General features: G+C 46.5%; 25 protein-coding genes. 11 read left to right on the top strand and 14 right to left on the bottom strand.

Annotated features, from left to right (window positions below; translation table 11 throughout):
• Positions 1-95 precede the first annotated feature (95 nt).
• The 10 genes from QHH26_12680 to QHH26_12635 are packed head-to-tail and all read left to right on the top strand — an operon-like array spanning position 96 to position 7444.
• A complete protein-coding gene (locus QHH26_12680) occupies positions 96-437 on the top strand; it encodes a metalloregulator ArsR/SmtB family transcription factor (protein MDH7482812.1) in 342 nt (113 codons plus the stop codon).
• Positions 421-1152 carry a tetrahydromethanopterin S-methyltransferase subunit A gene (locus tag QHH26_12675; protein MDH7482811.1) on the top strand — a complete coding sequence of 244 codons (732 nt, stop codon included), beginning with the start codon at positions 421-423 and terminating at the stop codon, positions 1150-1152. Before QHH26_12680 ends, QHH26_12675 begins: the two co-directional genes overlap by 17 nt.
• Positions 1139-2221 (top strand): ACR3 family arsenite efflux transporter, encoded by a 1083-nt coding sequence (arsB, locus tag QHH26_12670; GenBank protein MDH7482810.1) that lies wholly within the window; start codon positions 1139-1141, stop codon positions 2219-2221. Before QHH26_12675 ends, arsB begins: the two co-directional genes overlap by 14 nt.
• A complete protein-coding gene (locus QHH26_12665) occupies positions 2218-2820 on the top strand; it encodes a TlpA disulfide reductase family protein (protein ID MDH7482809.1) in 603 nt (200 codons plus the stop codon). The genes arsB and QHH26_12665 overlap by 4 nt, the downstream gene beginning before the upstream one ends.
• Positions 2821-2834: 14 nt before the next feature.
• Positions 2835-3692: an arsenite methyltransferase gene (locus tag QHH26_12660; protein ID MDH7482808.1), complete on the top strand. Its 858-nt coding sequence runs from the start codon at positions 2835-2837 to the stop codon at positions 3690-3692.
• Complete coding sequence (locus tag QHH26_12655; protein MDH7482807.1) at positions 3689-4861, top strand: permease; 1173 nt, start codon at positions 3689-3691, stop codon at positions 4859-4861. Before QHH26_12660 ends, QHH26_12655 begins: the two co-directional genes overlap by 4 nt.
• Before the next feature lie 27 nt (positions 4862-4888).
• Positions 4889-5122, top strand: coding sequence for a thioredoxin family protein (locus QHH26_12650; GenBank protein MDH7482806.1), 234 nt, complete (start codon positions 4889-4891; stop codon positions 5120-5122).
• A gap of 33 nt (positions 5123-5155) precedes the next feature.
• A complete protein-coding gene (locus QHH26_12645; GenBank protein ID MDH7482805.1) occupies positions 5156-5806 on the top strand; it encodes a thioredoxin family protein in 651 nt (216 codons plus the stop codon).
• 13 nt (positions 5807-5819) lie between these two features.
• Entirely contained in the window at positions 5820-6746 is a 927-nt protein-coding gene (locus tag QHH26_12640) for a thioredoxin family protein (protein MDH7482804.1), read from the top strand.
• 2 nt (positions 6747-6748) lie between these two features.
• Complete coding sequence (locus QHH26_12635; GenBank protein MDH7482803.1) at positions 6749-7444, top strand: cytochrome c biogenesis protein CcdA; 696 nt, start codon at positions 6749-6751, stop codon at positions 7442-7444.
• On the opposite strand, the gene recO is transcribed toward QHH26_12635, so the two are convergent.
• From recO to trpE, 9 genes are all read right to left on the bottom strand, one after another.
• The gene (gene recO / locus QHH26_12630) at positions 7445-8203 is read right to left on the bottom strand and encodes a DNA repair protein RecO (protein ID MDH7482802.1); all 759 of its coding nucleotides are present in this window, start codon (positions 8201-8203) and stop codon (positions 7445-7447) included.
• A gap of 5 nt (positions 8204-8208) precedes the next feature.
• Complete coding sequence (gene deoC, locus QHH26_12625; GenBank protein ID MDH7482801.1) at positions 8209-8922, bottom strand: deoxyribose-phosphate aldolase; 714 nt, start codon at positions 8920-8922, stop codon at positions 8209-8211.
• An 18-nt stretch (positions 8923-8940) separates the two neighbouring features.
• A complete protein-coding gene (gene trpA / locus QHH26_12620) occupies positions 8941-9741 on the bottom strand; it encodes a tryptophan synthase subunit alpha (GenBank protein MDH7482800.1) in 801 nt (266 codons plus the stop codon).
• Positions 9738-10967 carry a tryptophan synthase subunit beta gene (trpB, locus tag QHH26_12615; protein MDH7482799.1) on the bottom strand — a complete coding sequence of 410 codons (1230 nt, stop codon included), beginning with the start codon at positions 10965-10967 and terminating at the stop codon, positions 9738-9740. Before trpB ends, trpA begins: the two co-directional genes overlap by 4 nt.
• Positions 10948-11562 (bottom strand): phosphoribosylanthranilate isomerase, encoded by a 615-nt coding sequence (locus tag QHH26_12610; GenBank protein MDH7482798.1) that lies wholly within the window; start codon positions 11560-11562, stop codon positions 10948-10950. Before QHH26_12610 ends, trpB begins: the two co-directional genes overlap by 20 nt.
• Before the next feature lie 19 nt (positions 11563-11581).
• On the bottom strand, positions 11582-12388 hold the full coding sequence (trpC, locus tag QHH26_12605) for an indole-3-glycerol phosphate synthase TrpC (GenBank protein ID MDH7482797.1): 807 nt from the start codon (positions 12386-12388) through the stop codon (positions 11582-11584).
• Positions 12385-13410: an anthranilate phosphoribosyltransferase gene (trpD, locus tag QHH26_12600; protein MDH7482796.1), complete on the bottom strand. Its 1026-nt coding sequence runs from the start codon at positions 13408-13410 to the stop codon at positions 12385-12387. The genes trpC and trpD overlap by 4 nt, the downstream gene beginning before the upstream one ends.
• A gap of 143 nt (positions 13411-13553) precedes the next feature.
• Positions 13554-14123, bottom strand: coding sequence for an aminodeoxychorismate/anthranilate synthase component II (gene pabA / locus QHH26_12595; protein ID MDH7482795.1), 570 nt, complete (start codon positions 14121-14123; stop codon positions 13554-13556).
• Positions 14124-14212: 89 nt separating this feature from the next.
• Positions 14213-15694 (bottom strand): anthranilate synthase component I, encoded by a 1482-nt coding sequence (trpE, locus tag QHH26_12590; GenBank protein ID MDH7482794.1) that lies wholly within the window; start codon positions 15692-15694, stop codon positions 14213-14215.
• Between the two features lie 185 nt (positions 15695-15879).
• Between trpE and QHH26_12585 the strand changes: the two genes are divergently transcribed.
• Positions 15880-16293: an NUDIX hydrolase gene (locus tag QHH26_12585; protein ID MDH7482793.1), complete on the top strand. Its 414-nt coding sequence runs from the start codon at positions 15880-15882 to the stop codon at positions 16291-16293.
• A gap of 33 nt (positions 16294-16326) precedes the next feature.
• On the opposite strand, the gene QHH26_12580 is transcribed toward QHH26_12585, so the two are convergent.
• The 5 genes from QHH26_12580 to QHH26_12560 are packed head-to-tail and all read right to left on the bottom strand — an operon-like array spanning position 16327 to position 20951.
• Positions 16327-16932: an XTP/dITP diphosphatase gene (locus QHH26_12580; protein ID MDH7482792.1), complete on the bottom strand. Its 606-nt coding sequence runs from the start codon at positions 16930-16932 to the stop codon at positions 16327-16329.
• 56 nt (positions 16933-16988) lie between these two features.
• Positions 16989-17714: a ribonuclease PH gene (gene rph, locus QHH26_12575; GenBank protein ID MDH7482791.1), complete on the bottom strand. Its 726-nt coding sequence runs from the start codon at positions 17712-17714 to the stop codon at positions 16989-16991.
• Positions 17669-18538, bottom strand: coding sequence for a glutamate racemase (gene murI, locus QHH26_12570; protein MDH7482790.1), 870 nt, complete (start codon positions 18536-18538; stop codon positions 17669-17671). The genes rph and murI overlap by 46 nt, the downstream gene beginning before the upstream one ends.
• Positions 18528-19097 carry a GerMN domain-containing protein gene (locus QHH26_12565; protein MDH7482789.1) on the bottom strand — a complete coding sequence of 190 codons (570 nt, stop codon included), beginning with the start codon at positions 19095-19097 and terminating at the stop codon, positions 18528-18530. Before QHH26_12565 ends, murI begins: the two co-directional genes overlap by 11 nt.
• Positions 19098-20951 (bottom strand): N-acetylmuramoyl-L-alanine amidase, encoded by a 1854-nt coding sequence (locus QHH26_12560; protein ID MDH7482788.1) that lies wholly within the window; start codon positions 20949-20951, stop codon positions 19098-19100. It lies immediately after the preceding gene.
• Positions 20952-21155: the final 204 nt, after the last annotated feature.

Genomic DNA, 21155 nt, shown 5'->3' with positions numbered 1-21155 from the left:
TATAAGTTGGAGAAAAATGTCTTATTTCCTGCTTGACACAGTTTCCTCAAAGCATTAAAATAAACATATCAACATACGTTTATGAATCTTTTACTATGGCAACACTCGAAAGTATTTTCAAAGCCCTCGGGGATACAACCCGTATACGAATAGTTCAAATGCTAGCCCAAAACGGCGAAATGTGCGTTTGCAAAATCATGGAAGAACTCTCCATGACGCAGCCGGCAGTATCACACCATCTAGCCTGCCTCAAAAATGCCGGAATTGTGCGTGCTAGAAGGCAAGGCCAATGGATTCACTATTCCCTTTGTCCCTCTACTTTGGGAGACATTGCACTAAGATTCCTCGAGGATTGCCTTGCAAAAATAGACACCAAATCAAAAACAAGCGCAATGTGCTGCACAGGAATGGAGAAAAACCATGACGAGCGCCGATGAAAATTACTGGATACCAAATCCAGGCTATAAGGTCAAGCCGCCCTCAAACTACCCACCAGAGGAAGGCCGATATTTGCGAGGCAACGATCTATCGCCTGCAGCTTTGTGTGTCATACTTAAATGGCCACAAGAGGATATTCCTAAACCTATTGAGCACTTGGTACGCATAGGCGTGGAATCAGGTGCGGCCCTTGCTGGCACTCTTCAAACTGAGAATATAGGCATTGAAAAAATGATTTGCAACATAGTCGCCAATCCAAACATACGCTATCTCATAGTATGCGGCCCGGAATCGCCTGGCCACCTAGTAGGGCAAAGCTTAGTAGCGCTTAGTCTCAATGGCATAGGAGAAGATCGTCGAATCATTGGCTCAAAATCCCCGACACCCTTTTTGTACAATATTCCGCTCGAAGCTATTGAACGATTCCGAAAACAGGTAAAAATTGTTGATCTCGTCAATGAAGGAAACGAAAACGTAATCGCAAAAGCCATCTGGTCATGTTTTCAAGAAGAACCTACACAATTTGGCGAGTATGTACTCTTTGACCCTGGGGCATTTCCCAAAGAGGCTATCTCATCTTCAATTACATGGAGAGTAAAACAACCGTGGTATGCACCACGAAATGAAAATGAATGGGCTGCTGTAGAGCAATTGGAACGATTGATTGCAGAAATCAAAGCAAAACAGGAGGCAAAAAAGCGTGAGTACACCTAGTTCGGCAAGTAAGAAGTTGTCTTTTCTAGACAGGTATTTGACCCTTTGGATCTTCCTTGCAATGGCATTTGGGGTGTTGCTAGGGTATTTTGCACCAGGTGTGGCCGGGCTTATCAACAGGTTCCAAGTAGGGACAACGAGCATACCCATCGCAATAGGCCTAATTCTAATGATGTACCCGCCACTTACGAAAGTACGCTATGAAGAAATGGGGCGGGTCTTTCGAAAACCCAAACTCCTTGCGCTGGCACTCCTCATGAACTGGATTATTGGTCCATTTGTTATGTTCACGCTTGCCATTTTGCTCCTGCGGAATCACCCTCAATATATGGTTGGCGTCATATTAGTAGGCTTGGCGAGGTGCATTGCCATGGTGATTGTATGGAACGAACTAGCCGAGGGCGACCGCGAACTCGCAGTTGGATTGGTAGCTTTCAATGCCGTATTTCAAGTACTTTTTTATGCGATTTATATGTGGTTCTTCATCACCTTTTTGCTGAGCGCACTAGGGTTGGTGAAAGGACTGGACGTAAGCATATCCATCGCAGAAGCAGCAAAGACCGTTTTCATTTATCTAGGAATACCATTTATAGCTGGAATAGCAACTCACTTTTCTGTGCAAGCTTGGAAAGGGCGTGATTGGTTTGAGAACGTATTCATGCCGAGGATAAGCCCAATCACGCTAATTGCGCTACTCTTCACAATTATAGTAATGTTCTCGCTCAAAGGTGAGTATATAATTCAGCTCCCGCTTGATGTTGTGCGAGTGGCCATTCCTCTAACTCTCTACTTCTTTGCAATGTGGTTTGTTACATTCTTTATTGCTCGAAAGACAGGAGCTTCATATGGCGAAGTGACTGCGGTATCGTTCACTGCAGCAAGCAATGACTTCGAACTTGCTATTGCAGTAGCAGTCGCGGTGTTTGGAATTGGATCAAAGCAAGCATTTGCCACCGTCATTGGCCCGCTGGTTGAGGTTCCTGTACTCATTAGTTTAGTAAACGTTGCCCTGCACTTTCGAAGAAAATACTTTGCCGCCTGCGAGACGGGCAGGAGTACAACACCATGAAAAGGTTTGACTCGCTAATCGCTGTCGCTTTCATAATTGCAACGCTGGCGATGGCTCATGCTGAATCGCAAAATTCTGAAAAGAAACCTCCAGCTCTCAAAATCGGCGCGCCAGCACCAGACTTCACGCTAAACGACCAAAACGGCAAATCTTGGAAGCTGTCGGACCAGAAAAAGAAAACGGTAATAATTAGCTTCGGATTCATTAGTTGCATATGCAGTCGGGCGGCTTTAAAGGAACTTCAAGGCTTACAAGAAAAGTATGCATCGCGTGGGCTTTGCATCGTACATGTAAACACCGAACCGTGGATGTGTGAGGCTGACCCTTCATACCTATCCACTTTCGCCAAAGAGAACAAAATCACATTTCCGCTTTTAATTGATAAAGGACTCAGTGTTTCCTCTTTGTATCCATCGGAGTCCATGCCCTTCTTGTGTCTAGTGGACGCAAAGGGAATTCTTCGTTTCACATTAGCAGGCCATCCTGAAGATTACGTAAAGAAGGTAACAGAACAAGTAGAAAAATTTCTACCTCAAGTACAGAAAAACAAGAAATCTGACGACCAAAAAACGTCACAAGATAGCAAAACAAAATCATGAGGTGAAGTATTCCAATGTCCAACTGCTGTAATAGCGATATCAACGAGAGAGATTCAATCAAAGCGTTCGTTAAAATGAAGTATGGTCAGATTGCAGCGAATGCCAAGTGCAACGAGAGAGCCTCATGCTGCGGCGGCAATACCTGCGCAGACGCAATAACACAAGGTCTCTATGACGAAGCAGAGACAAAAGACATTCCCACAGAGGCACTGCTTGCCTCGCTGGGCTGTGGGAATCCGGTTGCGCTTGCCCAGCTTAAACCAGGAGAAGTTGTACTTGACCTAGGCAGTGGAGGCGGAATTGATGTTCTTCTATCAGCTAGGAGAGTCGGCCCTACAGGAAAAGCCTACGGACTCGACATGACAGATGAAATGCTTGAACTTGCTCGACAAAACCAGCAAGCAGCAGGAATTGATAACGTCGAGTTCCTAAAAGGGGATATCGAGAATATTCCGCTTCCAGACAACACTGTAGATGTGATAATCAGCAACTGTGTGATCAACCTATCAACCGACAAAGATCGTGTATTTGCTGAAGCATTCAGAGTTCTGAAGCCTGGGGGCCGCCTTGCAGTAGCCGACATAGTTCTAACTCGACCAGTCGATGATGTCGTACGAAAGAACCTTGCGCTTTGGGCTGGGTGCATAGCTGGAGCACTTGAGATGAACGAATATAAGGAAAAGCTAAAAGCAGCTGGTTTCGCAAATCCAGAAATTGAGATTGTGAGGACATACCAGGAGCACGATGCCGAGGGAATTATCCCTCCAGAGGTTATAAACGAACTTGGCGAAAAAGGCGTTATGGAGCTTGCAAGTGCGTTTGTTAGCGCTTTCATTCGAGCGATTAAACCCGAAAAGGAAACAAAACTATGAGCTCAAATCTTAAGAAATTTATATGGCTAGCCGGAGTTTTCCTGGCTGCATATTTCCTGCCGATTGACTCACCACGTGTAAGGGGAGCATTCATCGAAGCATTTGCGTTACTTCACGATTATGCCCGGGAGCACGTATTGTTTTGTTTAATCCCTGCCTTCTTTATTGCTGGAGCGATTGCAGTATTTGTAAGTCAAGCTTCAGTAATGAAATACTTTGGTCCCAAGGCTAACAAACTACTTTCTTATTCTGTTGCGTCTGTATCAGGCACAATTCTAGCCGTGTGCTCATGCACAGTTCTGCCTCTGTTTGCAGGGATATACATGCGTGGTGCAGGTCTCGGTCCGGCAACCGCATTCCTCTACAGTGGACCGGCAATCAACGTACTTGCCATTATACTGACGGCGCGGGTTCTTGGATTTGAAATGGGTGCTGCGCGTGCAATTGGCGCCGTCGGATTCGCTTTCATAGTTGGAATTTTAATGCATCTTCTCTTTATAAAAGAGGAGCAAACAAGAGCGGCTGAAGCTGAGGAATTCCTGATAGGCAAAGTTAAAGAGGCACGACCACTATGGAAGACTGCTATCTATTTTGCGACAATGATTGGAATTCTGGTATTTGCAAACTGGGGACGTCCTACTGTTAAAAGGGGCGCATGGGCAACAATATATCAGTTGAAGTGGGAAATTTCAGGTGTGTTGCTCATACTGCTTGCCGTTATCTTAAAGAAATGGTTTAAGAAGGAAGAACTTAAAGAGTGGACATCTGTTACATGGGGCTTTGCCTTACAAATCCTACCGTTATTATTTGCCGGCGTATTGGCTGCCGGTTTTTTGCTTGGAAGACCAGGCCATGAAGGCTTGATACCTTCGGCGTGGGTAGCATCACTTGTAGGGGGAAATTCCCTTTTTGCCAACTTCTTCGCTGCTGTCTCGGGAGCGTTTATGTATTTTGCAACTCTTACTGAAGTACCCATTTTGCAAGGACTCCTTGGTGCGGGCATGGGCAAGGGGCCAGCATTGGCGCTCTTACTGGCAGGGCCTGCGCTCAGTCTTCCAAGCATGCTCGTAATTAACAGCATTCTTGGAACGAAAAAGACGATTGCCTACGTATCAATAGTTGTAGTAATGGCTACGGTGGCTGGGCTGATTTTTAGCAGCATAGCATAACCAATTTATTTAAAGGAGGAGGATAAAATGAAAATTCAAATTCTAGGCGTTGGGTGCCCGAAATGCAAAGCACTTACCGAAAATGTAGAAAAAGCCGTCAAACAAGCCGGAATTGACGCAGAAATCGAAAAAGTTACCCAAATTACAGAAATCGCCAAATTCGGTATAATGATGACCCCAGGACTTGCTATTGACGGCAAAGTTGTTTCAGCTGGCAAAGTATTGAGCCCGGACGAAATTGTAAAACTTCTAAAAGCCTAAACCCCGCATTCTAAGAAAAGAGGTCAGCAAACGATGAGCAACAAATGGCGTATCTTCATCGTCATCGTCCTTATTGCTCTTGTTGTAGGAGCAGTTGCAATCAAGTCGCGCCACAGTGAAAAAGTTGGCGCACCAAACAAAGAAACCACTGCCGTAAAAATAAACTCTGACAGTTCCCCAGAGCCACAACTACCTAAGCCCAAACTAGAAGCCGCGAATCAACCAAGTCAAACCAAGCCTAGGGTTGATGTATCTGCTGAGAAAAACAATGCAAAGCTTGCTGAGTCTTCAAAGGCAAACATTCAAGCAAAAACAAGTGAGAAGTCAGAACAGACAAAGCAAGCACAAACAATTGCTCAAACAAAATCCTCAACGCAATCAAAGCCTAACCAACCACCCGCAAAGCGTCTTCCTAAGCTCGTGGACATTGGTTCTGAACAATGCGTTCCATGCAAGATGATGATTTCTGTCCTAGATGAGCTTAGCAAGGAATACAAAGGCAAACTTGAGATTGTTTTTATAGACTTGCAAAAGAATCCCGAGGCGGCGGAGAAGTTCGGCGTGAAGCTTATCCCAACCCAAGTGTTTTATGACGAAAAAGGCAAGGAATTCTTCCGACACACAGGTTTCTATCCAAAAGAAGAGATTATCGCTAGATTTAAAGAGCATGGTACCAAACTGTAAAGGAGTCCAACTGATGATTTTACGTCTAAAGGCTCTAAGCCTCATGCTTGTTGCAGTTGCATTGATATTGGGCACAGCATTTGGGCAGAGCAACAAAAACACGACAACTATCGAATCTAGGTTTCCAGGTTTGTCAAGCGGTCCTTTAAGCAAAGCCACCGTCGCCTCTTTAAAAGGAGGCGCTATACTTGTTGCTGATGGCATAAGTATAACTGCAAAGGACATTTCGAATGAAATTGCCAAAGCTCCCAAGGAAACACAAAGCCAGCTTTCAAAGTACCCCTTCTTCATGCTCGAACAAATCGCTATCCGCAAGTTGATAACAAATGAAGCAAAAAAGTGGGCTTCCAGTAAAGGAATAACTTCCAACTCAGATAGCGACCTAATTGAGAAATACATAAATAGCTATTTGGGTGATATAAAAGTATCCGACGATGAAGCGATAAACTTTTTTAACGAAAACCGCAGTTTCTTTGGCGATTCCACCTTTGAACAAGCTAAAACAAGCATAAAAAGCTATCTCGAAAATGAAAAGCGAGCTAAAGCTGTAGACGACTTTATCAATTCAATCAGCGAGCGCCATAAAATTCAGATTTCTATCCTGTGGGCCGGCCAACAGTATCAAAACTGGATTAGAAATCCCGTCGAGAAAGTTCGGCGTTCTGGCAAACCGTCCATGGTAAACTTTGGTTCAGAAAATTGCCGCCCTTGCGAAATGATGAAGCCAATCATAGCTGGGCTTCAGAAAGAATATCAAGGCAAGGTAAACATAGTATTCGTCCACGTAGGAAAAGAGCAAGTACTTGGTGCGGTTTATGGAATTTCTGCAATTCCTGTCCAGGTGTTCTATGATAAAACTGGTAAGGAACGTTTTAGGCACGTAGGCTATTTTGACAAAGGTTCAATTATTAAGAAATTCAAAGAACTAGGGTTCATTTGAATATGAGAGAATTATTTACAACACTCACGCAAGCTGTTGAAGGAACCCCGGCTGTTGCACTAACAGCTGCATTCATCTGGGGTGTGCTCAGCATCGTGCTGAGCCCCTGCCATCTGTCAAGCATCCCTCTTATTGTGGGATTTATCAGCAAGCAAGGAAAAACAACGCCAAGTAAAGCATTTGTGATAGCTCTGTTTTTTGCTGTTGGAATATTATTAACGATTGCACTCATAGGCGTCATAACTGCATCCGCTGGTCGCCTAATGGGCGACGTCGGACCAATTGGGAACTATATAGTAGCAGCCATCTTTTTTATCGTAGGCCTCTATTTGCTTGACGTAATCTCGATTCCTTGGTCGGGACCCACAATCTCCGTAAAGAGTAAAGGTTTCTTTGCAGCGTTTTTATTGGGTTTGGTATTTGGGATTGCAGTCGGCCCATGCACGTTCGCCTATATTGCGCCAATGCTTGGCGTAACCTTCAAGGTAGCCACTGCTAATTTGGCATATGGAATACTACTTCTACTAGCATATGGCATCGGCCACTGTTCGGTTATCGTGCTGATTGGCACTTCGACTGAACTAGTTGAAGGATATCTTAATTGGAGCGAGGAATCGAAGGGCACGCAGATACTAAAGCGAATTTGCGGCGCACTAATACTTTTGGCAGGTGTTTACATGATTTACAAAACAGTTTGATTATTCGCTCGAGTTAGATTTTAACATCTGAAAGAATCTTAAGCTTTTTATTTCAGCAGGCGAGCGATATCGTATATACCATTGCATCACGCGGCCAATTTGCTCCATGATGTTCGGTGAAATTTCCATTTTTTCTACCTCTGGCGCCTCTGCCTGGAGAAGTTTTCGCATAATTTCAACCGCATGATAAGAGATTTGGATGGCATCCTCTGGTAAAGGACCGCACATTCGACATACAATGCCACCTAGCGATGGACTGAAAAACACCTCTCCTTCGGACAGCGGCTTGCGACAGCGAACACACTTATCGAGCGTTGGTTCGTAACCCAGGAGTTTCATAAATTGAAGCTCGAACATGTGGGCGATCTTCTCAGGATCGTTTAGTCTTTCCAGCAAGTAAAGGCTAGAAAGAAGCAGGTCGAACATGTCAACATTTGGCTCTCGCTCTTCGACAAATCGCTCAACAAGCTCGGCCAGATAAGTAGCATAAGCCAATTGCCTCAGGTTGCTTCGTATCCGAGGAAAAGAATGACGAACCTCCACCTGAGTAATTACGTCGAGCGTTTTACCGGTTGCAAGCTGAAACTTTCCATAGGTAAGCGTTTCGGTGGCACCTGCAAGGCGGCTGATGGGCTTGCGAGCGCCCTTAGCAATGGCGGATATCTTCCCAAGCTCTCGGGTATAGAGCGTGGTTATACGGTCGGTCTCCCCAAAATCAATCCGTCGCAGAACAATTGCATTAGCGGTATATAAAGGCACCTTTGCTATTTGCTCGCCTTCAGTAGCTCCTCCGGATCGTAGGCTTCCACAAGCGCAACTCCAGTGCTCGTGCCAAGTCGGCTGGCACCTGCATCTAGTAAATCCATCGCAAACTCTACAGTCCTAATTCCGCCCGAAGCCTTCACACCTATCGAAGGGCCAACAATTTCTCGGATAAGTTGGATATCCTCTACGGTAGCCCCACCTGGAGCCATGCCAGTCGAGGTCTTAACGAAATCAGCTCCTACATCGCGGATTATTTCACAAGCCTTAATTTTCTCCTCGCGGGTAAGGTATGCGGTTTCGATGATAACTTTTACCAACGTTCGCTTGGCATCTTCAGTTATACCAGAAAGCCTTGCAGCTCCGACTATATCCGCAAGTTCTCTTTGAACAAAATCATAATCGCCTGACTTGAAGGCTCCAATATTCATCACAACATCGAGTTCTTCTGCACCATTTGTGACAGCATTCCTAGCCTCGTAGACCTTCGTAGACCTTGTGTTAGCACCAAATGGAAAACCAATTGGGGTGCAAACCTTAACATCCGAACCTTCCAACTGCCGTACAGCTAAAGGAACCCAGAAAGGAAAAACAACGACAGCTGCAAAGTGATAACGCTTTGCTTCTTCGCAAAACTTAATAATCTCTTCCCGGGTTGCTGCGGGTTTTAGAAAGGTGTTGTCGATGAGCTTTGAAAACTGCTCTTTTGTATACAACCGTAAACCTCCAAAAAATTACTTTACTTTTGTCGCAGCCTTCAGCTCCGCTACCATTTTAGATAAACGACTAAAAAGTTCAGCGGAACTTCCGTACTCCGCAATTAGGTTAACCAGTGCGCTGCCAACGACAGCACCATCGGCATAGCTACACACCTCGCGAACGTGTTCCGGCTTTGATACACCAAATCCCACAAGAACCGGAAGGTCCGTGCTGGCTTTTATTCGGGCAACAAGTTCGCTAACGCCAGATGCTAGCTCAGTTCGCTCCCCCGTAACGCCAGTTCTAGACACACAGTATACAAAACCGGAGGCGACTTTGGCAACTTTCCTAATTCTTATATCGGTACTTGTCGGCGCTAACAAGAATATAGTATTTAAGCCATGGCGCTCAGCAACCTTCTTCCATTCTCCGGATTCCTCAACAGTAAGATCGGTCAATATCACGCCATCTGCACCTGTATTAGCTGCATCGCAGGCAAACTGCTCCAAACCATATCGTTGCACAGGATTGTAATATGTCATTAGAACAAGCGGGACGTCTGAAGTCTTGCGCACCTCACGCACGAGACCAAGCACGCCACGCACTGTGGTTCCAGCTAAAAGCGCGCGCATTGAAGACGCCTGAATACTTGGGCCATCCGCAATTGGATCACTAAAAGGTATACCCAATTCGATAACATCTGCTCCTGCTTGAGCAAGTGCTAGGACTATCTTGGTCGAAGTCTGCAAATCTGGGTCGCCCGCCGTTACAAAGCACACCAGTGCTCCTTCGCCAGCGGTTCGCAACTCAGCAAGTCGTTTCACAAGACGCGTCATCTTGCCACCTCCTCTATTGGAGGCTTGATGTGCGTCAGGTACTGCGAGGCTGTCTCGACGTCCTTGTCACCTCGCCCAGATAAATTTATTATCACGATTTTGTCTTTGCCCAGAGTCGGAACAAACTTGCGTGCATAGGCAAAAGCATGCGCTGGCTCAAGCGCCGGGATAATGCCCTCAGTCTTCGCCAGCCACTCAAAAGCCTCCAATGCCTCATGGTCAGGAACGGCGACATACTCGGCACGGCCGATTTCTTTAAAATAGCTATGTTCAGGACCCACCCCAGGATAGTCTAAGCCAGCGGAAATAGAGTGGGTCGTGCAAACCTGACCATCCTCATCTTGAAGCAAGTAACTTCTAGCCCCGTGGAGGACTCCTTTTGACCCGGCCACTAGAGTAGCGGCATGCTGGCCAGTATCCAGTCCGCGTCCAGCCGCCTCGACACCAATAAACTTAACTTCCAAATCGGCAACAAATGGGTGGAATATACCCATCGCATTGCTACCCCCACCCACGCAGGCAATAATATAATCTGGAAGCCGACCCTCGCATTCAAGAATCTGTTGCCTGGCTTCCCTTCCAATAACCGACTGAAAGTTGCGCACTAGCATTGGATAAGGATGTGGGCCTGCAACGCTCCCAATTATATAGTGTGTGTTCCTAACATTTGTTACCCAATCTCGAAGCGCTTCGCTCATTGCGTCTTTCAAAGTGCGAGTTCCCGACTTTACTGGAATTACTTTAGCCCCAAGCAGTTGCATTCTAAACACATTCAAAGCCTGTCTATGTACATCTTCCTCGCCCATATATATTTCGCACTTAAAGCCGAACAAAGCGCAAGCTGTAGCTGTGGCTACTCCATGCTGACCAGCGCCGGTTTCGGCGATAATTCTTGGCTTTCCCATTCGTTTGGCGAGAAGTATTTGGCCCATCGTGTTATTCATTTTGTGGGCGCCGGTGTGGCAGAGGTCCTCTCGCTTTATGTATATTTTCGCACCACCCAACTCACGAGTCATCCTCTCGGCGAAGTAGAGCGGCGTCGGTCTTCCAATATAATTCCTTAAATAGTAATCAAGCTCTTCTTGGAAGGAGGGGTCGCATCTTGCCTCCTCATATACTTTTGTCAGCTCATCTAAAGCCGGAATCAAGGTTTCAGGGACAAATCTTCCGCCAAACTCACCGAAGTGCCCCAGACTATCGGGAACGTTAAACGCATTTCTTTGCATTTCTAATAAACTCCTTGACTTTCTCATGACTCTTCTTGCCGGGGTATGCTTCCACCCCTGTGGAGACATCAACCCAGTCGGGGCAAGCTATTCTAATAGCATCTGAGACATTGCCAGGGTTGAGCCCGCCAGCAAGAATTATATCTTTACCAAGTTTTCTAGCTTCTTTGGCAAGATTCCAATCGAATGTCTTGCCCGTCCCTCCCATTTTACCTTCTACATGTGTGTCAAGTAGAATAGCCCAGCAAATGCTTAGGATGGGGTCCTCAGCGGCTTGGTTTATATCATCAGCAGATTTGATTCTCAGCGCACGAATAATTCCAAACCTAGGCTCTAATAAATTCAAACTGCCATGAATTTGAGCGCTAGAAAGTCTAGTCTCTTTCATTATTTGCAATATTTCATCCGCAGTTTGATTTGCAAAAACGCCCACGGTGATTATTGATGATGGGATTGCTTCCTTAATTTGGCAAACTTCTTCTATGCCAACCTTTCTTGGACTCTCAGCGAAGACAAAACCAATAGCATCCGCTCCGGACTCCACAGCCACTACTGCATCTTCAATATTTGTTATTCCGCAAATTTTTACTTTCATCCGCTAACTTGCCCACTACTCACGCCGAAGCCAGCAACTCCCTTACCTTTACCCTTGGGTCCGGCTCGCGCATAAGAGACTCTCCAACCAGGATGGCGTCCACACCAGCTTCCATTAACCGCTCAACATCGGAGCGAGTAAATATGCCGCTCTCGCTCACTAATATTCGGTCTCCCGGAACCATCTTTGCAAGCTCAACCGTAGTTTCCAACTTCGTCTCAAAGGTTTGAAGGTTTCGATTGTTAACGCCAATAATTTCAGCTCCAGAGTCCAGTGCCACTTCCAATTCCTCTGCAGTATGAACTTCGACAAGACAAGCCATTCCAAGGTCAGACGCCAACGCCATAAGTTCTGCAAGCTGGCTTTTCGAGAGTGCGGCCACTATAAGCAATATTGCGTCTGCTTGTGCCATTCGCGCTTCATATACTTGAAAAGCATCAATAATGAAGTCCTTCCTTAGCACCGGAAGATTTACAGCATTGCGCACTGCTGTGAGATATTCAAGCCGCCCTTGAAAATACTTCTCGTCGGTTAAAACCGATATTGCAGATGCGCCAGCTTCCTCATATGCTCGTGCAATTGCTACTGGATCGAAATCCGGCCTAATCAAGCCTTTCGAAGGCGATGCCTTCTTTACCTCTGCGATTAACCTAATAATCGAAGAAGCCCCACGGCCGGCGGATGATTTTCGTATAGCAAGAGCGGCACGAAAATCCCTTGGTGGAGAAATTTCCTTTGTTTTAAGTTCATCTATCCGCCATTGGGACTTCCGGGAATCAACTTCAATACGTTTGTCTGCGAGGATTTTATCGAGGATCAACCCTATGCCAGCTCCTGACTTAGCCTCCTAAGTCCTTCCAACGCCGCAAATGCCCTGCCTGAGTGAATGGATTCTAGAGCAAGTGCTATTCCGTCCTGTATTGTTGATACTTTGTTCGAGACCATTAGAGCAGCGCCGGCGTTTAGAGCAACAATGTCTAACCTGGGCCCTGGCACTCCTCTTAAGACATCTTCAACAATCTTCGCACTCTGAGAGGCTTCCTCACCTTGAGTTAGATTTTCAACGGTCGTGCTGCTTAAGCCGAAGTCATTTGGGGATATTTCAAACGTTTCTACTACACCATCTCTAAGCTCAGTGACCTTGGTTTTCCCCAGCGTTGATAGTTCGTCAATACCATCCAAGCCATGCACTACTATTGCACGTTCACTACCTAGCCTCTGGAGTGCTGCTGCCATCAGCTCGGTAAGACGTGGCTCCGAGACCCCGATGAGCTGCCTCTTCGCGCCGGCTGGATTCGTTAAAGGCCCTAAAATATTAAACACTGTGCGTATGCCAATCTCTCTACGCGGGACGACCGCATGCTTCATCGAAGGATGGTGCGCTGGTGCGAACATAAAGCCAATGCCGACTTTATCTATGCACATTGCCACTTTATCGGGAGAGAGGTTAATATTTACCCCAAGTGCTTCCAGGACGTCTGCGCTTCCACATTTGCTTGACATGGCGCGGTTTCCATGTTTGGCAACTGCAACTCCAGCGCCTGCAACTACGAAGGCGGCGGTCGTGGAGATGTTGAAAGTGTTCAGATGGTCGCCCCCTGTTCCACACGTATCAACCAAGCTGTCTGGCTCACACTTCGTGGGTATCTTAACACTTTTCTCCCGCATTACCCTCGCAAAGCCAGTTACTTCATCAACCGTTTCTCCCTTCATTCGCAGTGCGGTGATTAGGCTTGCGATTTGGGACGGTGTTGCAACGCCGTCCATAATCTCTTCCATGACAGCAGCGGCTTCTTCCTCTGTTAAATCAATCCCTTCAACGACCTTCTTTATAGCTTCCTTAATCATGCAATCCCCCTCACCCGGGATAGAAATTTTCACGATGTTACTTTTATTGCTTGATTAAATACTGCGTGTATTTTTCCTTTAGGGTGGTCATACAATTTGCACTGAAGCTTCTTTTGCCCTTTCCTCATCAAATGTCTTTAGAGCTACACTTTCATTGCTATGAAGTTTCTGAGCAATTCTTTTCCGTGCTCAGTGAGGATTGATTCAGGATGGAATTGTACCCCTTCGATTATAAACTCCCGATGCCGAACGCCCATAATCTCGCCGATGTCGGTCTCTGCGCTGATTTCCAAGCAAGATGGAAGAGTTTCGCGTTTGATAATGAGGGAATGGTATCTAGTTGCTCGAAATGGACTTGGCACGTCTTTGAAGATGCCCTTGCCATCATGGTAAATCATCGAAGTTTTTCCATGCATTAGTCGCTCAGCCCTAACTATATCACCGCCAAATGCATACCCGATGCTTTGATGGCCAAGGCATACGCCCAAGATGGGAACCTTTCCAGCAAAGTGCTTGATTGTCTCCACGGAAATACCTGCTTCTTTAGGGCTACATGGCCCGGGCGAAATCACGATTTTATCTGGCTTAAGGTGTTCAATCTCCTCAATTGTTATTTTATCGTTTCGGAAAACTTTGAGCTCTTCGCCCATCTCGCCTAGATATTGCACTAAATTGTAAGTAAAGCTATCGTAGTTATCAATCATTAGAATCATCGGCAAAACTCCAAATAAAAATACCCAACAACCAATTACCTAGCTTTTGAAATAATACCACTTTCCTTGTTTCAAACCTCTTAGCCAGTCTAATCTAACCCTTTTTCAGCAAGTTCAATGGCTTTCATTAACGCCCCAGCTTTATTCATGCACTCGCGGTATTCTAGCTCCGGGACAGAATCGGCAACAATTCCAGCCCCAGCCTGCATGTAGGCGATTCCATCTTTAACAAGAATTGTGCGGATGGTGATGCACGTATCCATATTTCCAGAGAAACTAAAGTAGCCGATTGCGCCAGCATATGTTCCGCGCTTAGTTGGTTCAAGCTCTTCGATTATTTCCATTGCCCGAATTTTCGGCGCTCCGGAGACAGTGCCCGCCGGGAACGTCGCTCTGAGCACATCAAACTGGTCTAAGCCATCGGCAAGTTGGCCCCGGACGTTCGAGACTATATGCATAACATGTGAGTAGCGTTCAATAACCATTAGCTCGTCAACGGTCACCGTTCCGTATTTGCAGACGCGGCCAATGTCATTGCGACCTAAGTCCACTAACATGATATGCTCAGCTCGTTCTTTTTCATCGGCAAGAAGTTCTTTCTCCAATGCCTTATCTTCTTCATCGTTCTTGCCCCTGGGCCGCGTTCCCGCAATTGGGCGTGTAGTAACCACTCCCCTGTCTTCGGTCACTAGAATTTCGGGTGACGAACCAATCAGCTTTATGTCATCATAGGAGAGATAGTACATATAAGGAGACGGGTTTACTGAACGTAGCGCACGATATACATCGAAAGGATCCGCGCTGAGCGGTGTTGATAGTCTCTGTGAAAGCACAACTTGAATGACGTCGCCAGCTCTGATGTACTCCTTTGCTATTTCAACTGCTTTCTCATATTCCTCCTGCGTCATGTTCGCCGACGGCTTCAAATCATAGGAAACCCCTGCTGGCTTTTCTGACAATGATAGAGGCTGGCGCAACCGCTGGACTATTTCCTCAATTTTCTCCACAGCTAAGTCATAATTTGTTGCCGGGTCCGAACCAACCTCAGGATTGCAGATAACTTTCAACCTATGCTTTAGGTGGTCAAAAACGACAAATATGTCGGTGAATATAAAGAAGCAATCTGGGATGTTTAAATCATCAACAGTATCGTCTGGCAGTTCCTCGAAGAACCGGACCATATCATAGCCGATATATCCAACAGCACCACCGCAAAACCTAGGAAGTGTTGGATCATCCACCCACTTGTACTTTGAAAGCAAGTTCTTAAGAACATGGAGTGGGTCTTGGCCTTGCTCCAGCGCAACTTTATCTGCCCTCATGCGCTGGATAATTTGCACATCACGGCCTTTGCTTTTAAAAACTAGGAAAGGGTCTGTGCCGAGAAAAGAGTACCTTGCAAGACGCTCGCCGCCTTCCACGCTTTCAAGAAGGAATGAATACTTTCCACGAGCGATCTTCCGATAGGCAGAAACTGGCGTTTCCATATCGGCGATTATATCGCGGTAAACGGGAACTAGATTCCCGAACTCAGACCGGCGAATAAATTCCTCTTTAGTAGGGTAATACATGCCCGGCTCTCCAATTTCATGAGGTTGGTTTAGCTTAAGCTTTTCAACCATCATGTTGTTTCCGTATTGTAGCAGAAATAATGTATGCTGGTCAATGTCCATAGGGCATTGCTTCTAAAAATCCAAGCACAAGTGTGGTATAATTGCCAAAATAGGACATGGAGGACGCTAATCTGAGTGCAAAAATGGAAGGCAAACAGCCCATACCTGCAGTAGCTGCCATCATCCTGGAAGAAGGAAAGTTGCTACTTATAAGACGCGGAGCCGAACCAAACAAAGACAAATGGTCGATTCCTGGCGGCAGTGTTCAATGGGGTGAACCACTCAAAGAAGCCGTTAAGCGAGAAGTACGAGAGGAAACCGGTTTGGATGTAGAGGTAGGTAAAATTGCAGGAGTTTTCGACCTCATTGTTCGTGACGAGGCAGGCAACGTAGCATATCACTATGTCATTATTGACTTTTTTGCAAAGCCTGTAGGTGGGAAGCTAATCCCCGGAGATGACGCTGTGCAGGTACGATGGGTGCCAATTGAGCAAGTTGGCGAGTATGAGCTTTCGACGTTCTTAATGTCTCGGCTGAAGCAAATGAAAGTCATTTAAAATTATATTGGTGTGCTGAGATATCAACGCAACCTAACCATTTTTCTTCATCATCTCGATTAACAATTGCTTGGCTGCCTGGATTGCTTTCGCCCGATGGCTTATTTTGTTTTTCTCCTCGGGAGGAAGCTCGGCCATGGTTTTGCCAATATCTGGAAGGTAGAAGATAGGATCATACCCAAAGCCATACTCACCCCTGGGCTCGTGTGCAATACGCCCCTCGCAAGTGCCCTCAACGACAACTGTGTGTCCGTCTGGCTTGGCAATCGCTATTGCCGCGCGGAACCTTGCAGTCCTCTTGTCCTCCGGCACGCCATCCATTAACCGAAGGACAAGCATATATTTATCACGGTCGCTCGCTCCCTGCCCAGCAAACCTGTTCGAAAGCACGCCCGGTCGACCACCGAGTGCGTCAACCTCTAGGCCTGAGTCATCCGCGAGAGCAACTTTTCCAGTGGCTTTTGCTGCTGCAAGCGCCTTAATTGTGGCATTTTCAGCGAAAGTTGCGCCTGTTTCTTGGGGTTCTGGTATTCCAGGAAAATCAGCAAGGGAGAGTATCCGAATCGGAAGGTCGGCAAGCATAGCACAGATTTCCTCGACCTTTTTCGGATTTCTTGTTGCGAGAACGATTTCGCGCATGAGAACTTTTTGCTAGTAAAAATTAAAATTTATAGAAAAACTGTATCCTTTTCGCCTTAAATGAGATTACCAAGCACCGATTTTTGAATCTCAAAGAGTTCCTTTATGCCCTTCTCTGCCAAATCGAGCAGTTTACCAAGCTTTTGGCGCGAGAAAGGCATACCTTCTGCAGTACCTTGTACTTCGACAATCTTGCCGCTTGCTGTCATTGCGAGGTTTAAATCTACCGCTGCAATCGAATCTTCGGAATAGTTCAAATCGAGGAGCTCTTCACCGCCAACGATTCCAACGCTTATTGCCGCAAGCTGGTCTGTTATAATTGATGTTTTAATCAATTGTTCCCTTTTTAGCCAGTCAACTGCTTCCACGAGAGCCACATATGCTCCTGTAACCGAAGCTGTTCGAGTACCGCCATCCGCCTGAATGACGTCACAATCCATCCAAACGGTACGCTCACCTAGCCCTTTTAAATCAACCACAGAGCGCAGGGCGCGGCCAACAAGGCGCTGTATCTCCATTGTTCGACCTGCAAGTTGGCCCCGCGATATATCGCGAACATTCCGAGTTCGGCACGAACGCGGCAGCATGCCATACTCGGCGGTAACCCACCCAGTTCCTGAACCCTTCAGGAATGGCGGGACCTTTTCCTCCACAGAAGCCGTGCAAATGACGCGTGTGTTGCCAATCTCAATGAGGCACGACCCTTCAGCATATTGTATATATCCCCTGGTAATTTTCACAGGGCGGATTTCGTCGTTTGCTCGACCGTCTTCTCTCGCCATTCGACTGCTCCCAATTCTTTTCCCCAGCTTACCTCGACCAAGTTTTGAATTTCCCTATTGAGAAATTTACTTCCCAAGTCGGCAAACTTTTCCGTTCTTGCCGTAGTAAAAAAAGTATAGGAAGGTTCGTCCCCTGAAAAGTCCAGCAACTTATTGCCACTTAGCAGGTTTGCCGCCTCTGCTGCGGTTTCTTCGGCTGGGTCGATAAGCGTTATATGCTCGCCAGCAACTCGGCTGATGGCACCGGCTAAAAACGGATAATGTGTACATCCAAGTATTATAGTGCTACAATCCGCGGATAGCAACGGTTTCATATATTCATGCGCCGCCGACTCCGCTTCTTCGGAATCTGCCATGCCTGCTTCGACAAGGGGCACAAATTTTGGGCACGCCTGCTCAACAACCATAGCAGACGGGTTAAGGCGTAGAATGGCATTCCTATATGCATGCGTATTCACTGTGCCTGTCGTCGCTAAAACTCCGATTTTGCCATCACGGGACACTCGGAGTGCAGCACGAACTCCCGCTTCAATTACTCCAATAACCGGCGTATCGGGAAATAGTTGACGCGCAGGAGCAAGTGCGAGCGCAGAAGACATATTACAGCCCATTACGATTAACTTGGCGCCGCGTTCTATGAGAAATCTAGTAATTCCAAGTGCAAAGCTGATTATCTCATAGGGATGACGTTCGCCATAAGGAACATGTGCTTCATCGGCAAAATATATAACGCTTTCACGAGGAAGCTTTTGTGAAATCTGTTTAACGACTGTTAGCCCACCAACTCCCGAATCGAAAACCCCAATCGAGCCTTTACTTTTCAATCTCGTTGTTGAACCCCATTCCTGAAGAGTTTACGTCAAGCCGGCCAGATAGGTCTAGGTGACCTAGGCTACTTATAGGCTTTCCTTCGACTAGAATACTGACCTGGCGTATCTCCGAGAATTGGCCCAACGTGCGCAAGATTGCACCAATAAGAAGAGCCTCTCCCGTAGAACCACCTTGGAAGTTATCGCGAAATTCATGGCTGAAGTTGACAATCGCCAGCCCATCTTTCACTTCAACTCCCAACAGCTTTGTTCCTTCCGGAATTGGGTTCGACGGATCTTTACCGTTTCCCTGCTCGACAAGAAGTCTTAGTGCGGCTTCAATTGGGTCTTCTTTGGCAGATATTTGCTTACTTACAGGCCTGAGTTTTGGTCGGCTGTCTTCTATTTTTACATGGAAAATTTTAACCGTCTTAGGCTGCTCTGGCTGTGTATTAGCTGTAGGAGGGGCAGTAGGAGTAGAGGATTCTTTCTGCTGGCTTGCCATATAGACTCCGAAAGCCACCGCAACCAAAAAAGTTAAAATTGCTAGAATTGCAAAGGATTTACTTTTCACCTAGCCTCCTCGGTTACCAGTACCGGTTCTTTTCGCCGTTTGTGATCCTTGGGTACTTCCTTCGACGTATACTTTCAACCCACGGACAATCGCCTCTGCCACTCTTTGTTGGAAGTCCGGGTCGTTTAGTAGTTTTTCGTCGCCCGCATGGTTCATATAGGCGACCTCTATTAGAGCCGCAGGAATTCCATAAGCAGTTGCTCCGCGTAATACTCCAAGTCCATTCTGATAGAGCCAAAGGTCGCTTTTCACTTTTCTATCTGGTAGACCCGTAACCGCTACAACCTCTGTGTGAATGCATGTTGCAAGCGCCCGAGAATCCGGATCCCATTTATGAAAGTAGGTTTCCGTCCCGGAGACTGAATTCATCTTACCACATGAGTTATTGTGAATGCTAATAAAAATGTCGGCAGAATGTCGCCTGGCAAACTCAGGTCTTGCGGAAACTTCCAAAAAGGTATCATTATCATCCCGCGTAAGCAACGAGCAGGCGCCTTCACTTTTCAGCAAGTGGTGGACACGTTTGGCAATTTCAAGGTTAATGGTTTTTTCTAGGCTTCCGTTGCATCCTAGTGCCCCCCTTCCAGCCTGACCTGGCCCGCCGTGACCAGGATCTACTACTATCACCTTTGATGCAAGCGTTCCGCCCGATGATTTGGGGGGCTCAAGTTTCATGAGTAGCCTGTTTGAAGCCTTATCCAATCTAACTTCAGGAGCGGCAACTCGGGTTAACTCAAGCGATATTCTTACTAAATTACCATTCTGCTGTCCAGCTTGAACACTCCTAACCAACTGGTGTTCTTCCGCCCATCCATCAAAATTGCACGCAAGAACCGCGTTCTTTATATCTAGGTACACTCGGTCTGGATGCCTAAGCAATGAAGTCTCGTATTGAATTTGCTTGCTAGCACGAACCTCCAACTCAATGCTCTTTGGGCTTCGATTATGACAAATAATCGAGATTATCTCAGCTGGAGGAGGTAGAGGTTTTACTGCAACCTTGGTTGTGCCCACAGATGCATCGGACTTCATAACTGGCGGAGAAGGAGTAATCTCCACTTCGACCTTGCCATCAGCTTGATTTTGCTTGAAATTATTATTTTCCTGTTCTCCACCTAACGTTGCAACCCTACCTGCAGGAATGACATTAGAATCCCCTTCTGTTTTTAAAGTGGCAACGGGAGGCGTTACAGAAATCACAATTTTCATTGACTTTGGCGCACTCAACGTCTTGTGCTGGAATGCGTGCGGAAGGTCGAGTACTATCCGGCCGGTTTCGCCATCCTCGCGAGTACCCGTTCGGATGCTGACAGAAGTCGAGTTTCTAGTCAGATGCTCTATATTTGATGGCATATGAACCCCGGATATATCGAGAATCAACTTTTTCTCGGAGGCCCATCGTAGTGCCTTGTAAGTTACCGGATAGCTTGTATTCACAACCAAGCGTGAGCCATCAAATTCGACGCATTCAATGCGTGCGCGTATGCTTAGGCTTTTCGATTTTTCGTCCCAGAAGGTTATTGCACCTAGCTCCTCAGCGATATCTTGTATTTGAATCATAGGGCTGCCATTGAAAATCTTCGCCTTGCACGTGAAATTCCGGCCGCTTGCAGAGGTTATCTCGATTTCCTGACGCCCATCCTGCGGTTCGCCGACCAAAGAACCCCTTGCACCGATGGCGATTAGAGCGGCAAGGGGGACATAAACACTACTCTCTTCGCGGATTGGTTGGATTGCAAAGTGAGTATTACGCCCAGCGATTACAAGTTTTATTGGCTCTGCGAGGAGAAACCCTTGGGCTGCCAAAATGAGAATTATTAACAGAAGCAGTGCGCTCTGCACTTTGTATTGCAATGCCTTCACCCCATGGGATAAAGTGGAAAAAGAAAAATGGTTATTTTCCCTTTTTCCCATTTTTTTCCGTTCAACTGCTCATGCTCCGTTTCCGATAGCAGCATGAACCTCGCCAATGGTGACGGGGCTGTGGGCTCCCCGCATTATAAATTTTGGCTTAGAATAAACCAGCCAATAGAGTTAAGTATATTTTTACCTGCGGCT

The organism is Armatimonadota bacterium (assembly GCA_029907255.1).
In the GTDB taxonomy this organism is placed as follows: domain Bacteria; phylum Armatimonadota; class UBA5829; order DTJY01; family DTJY01; genus JAIMAU01.
This window is presented reverse-complemented; position numbering and strand designations above follow the sequence as displayed.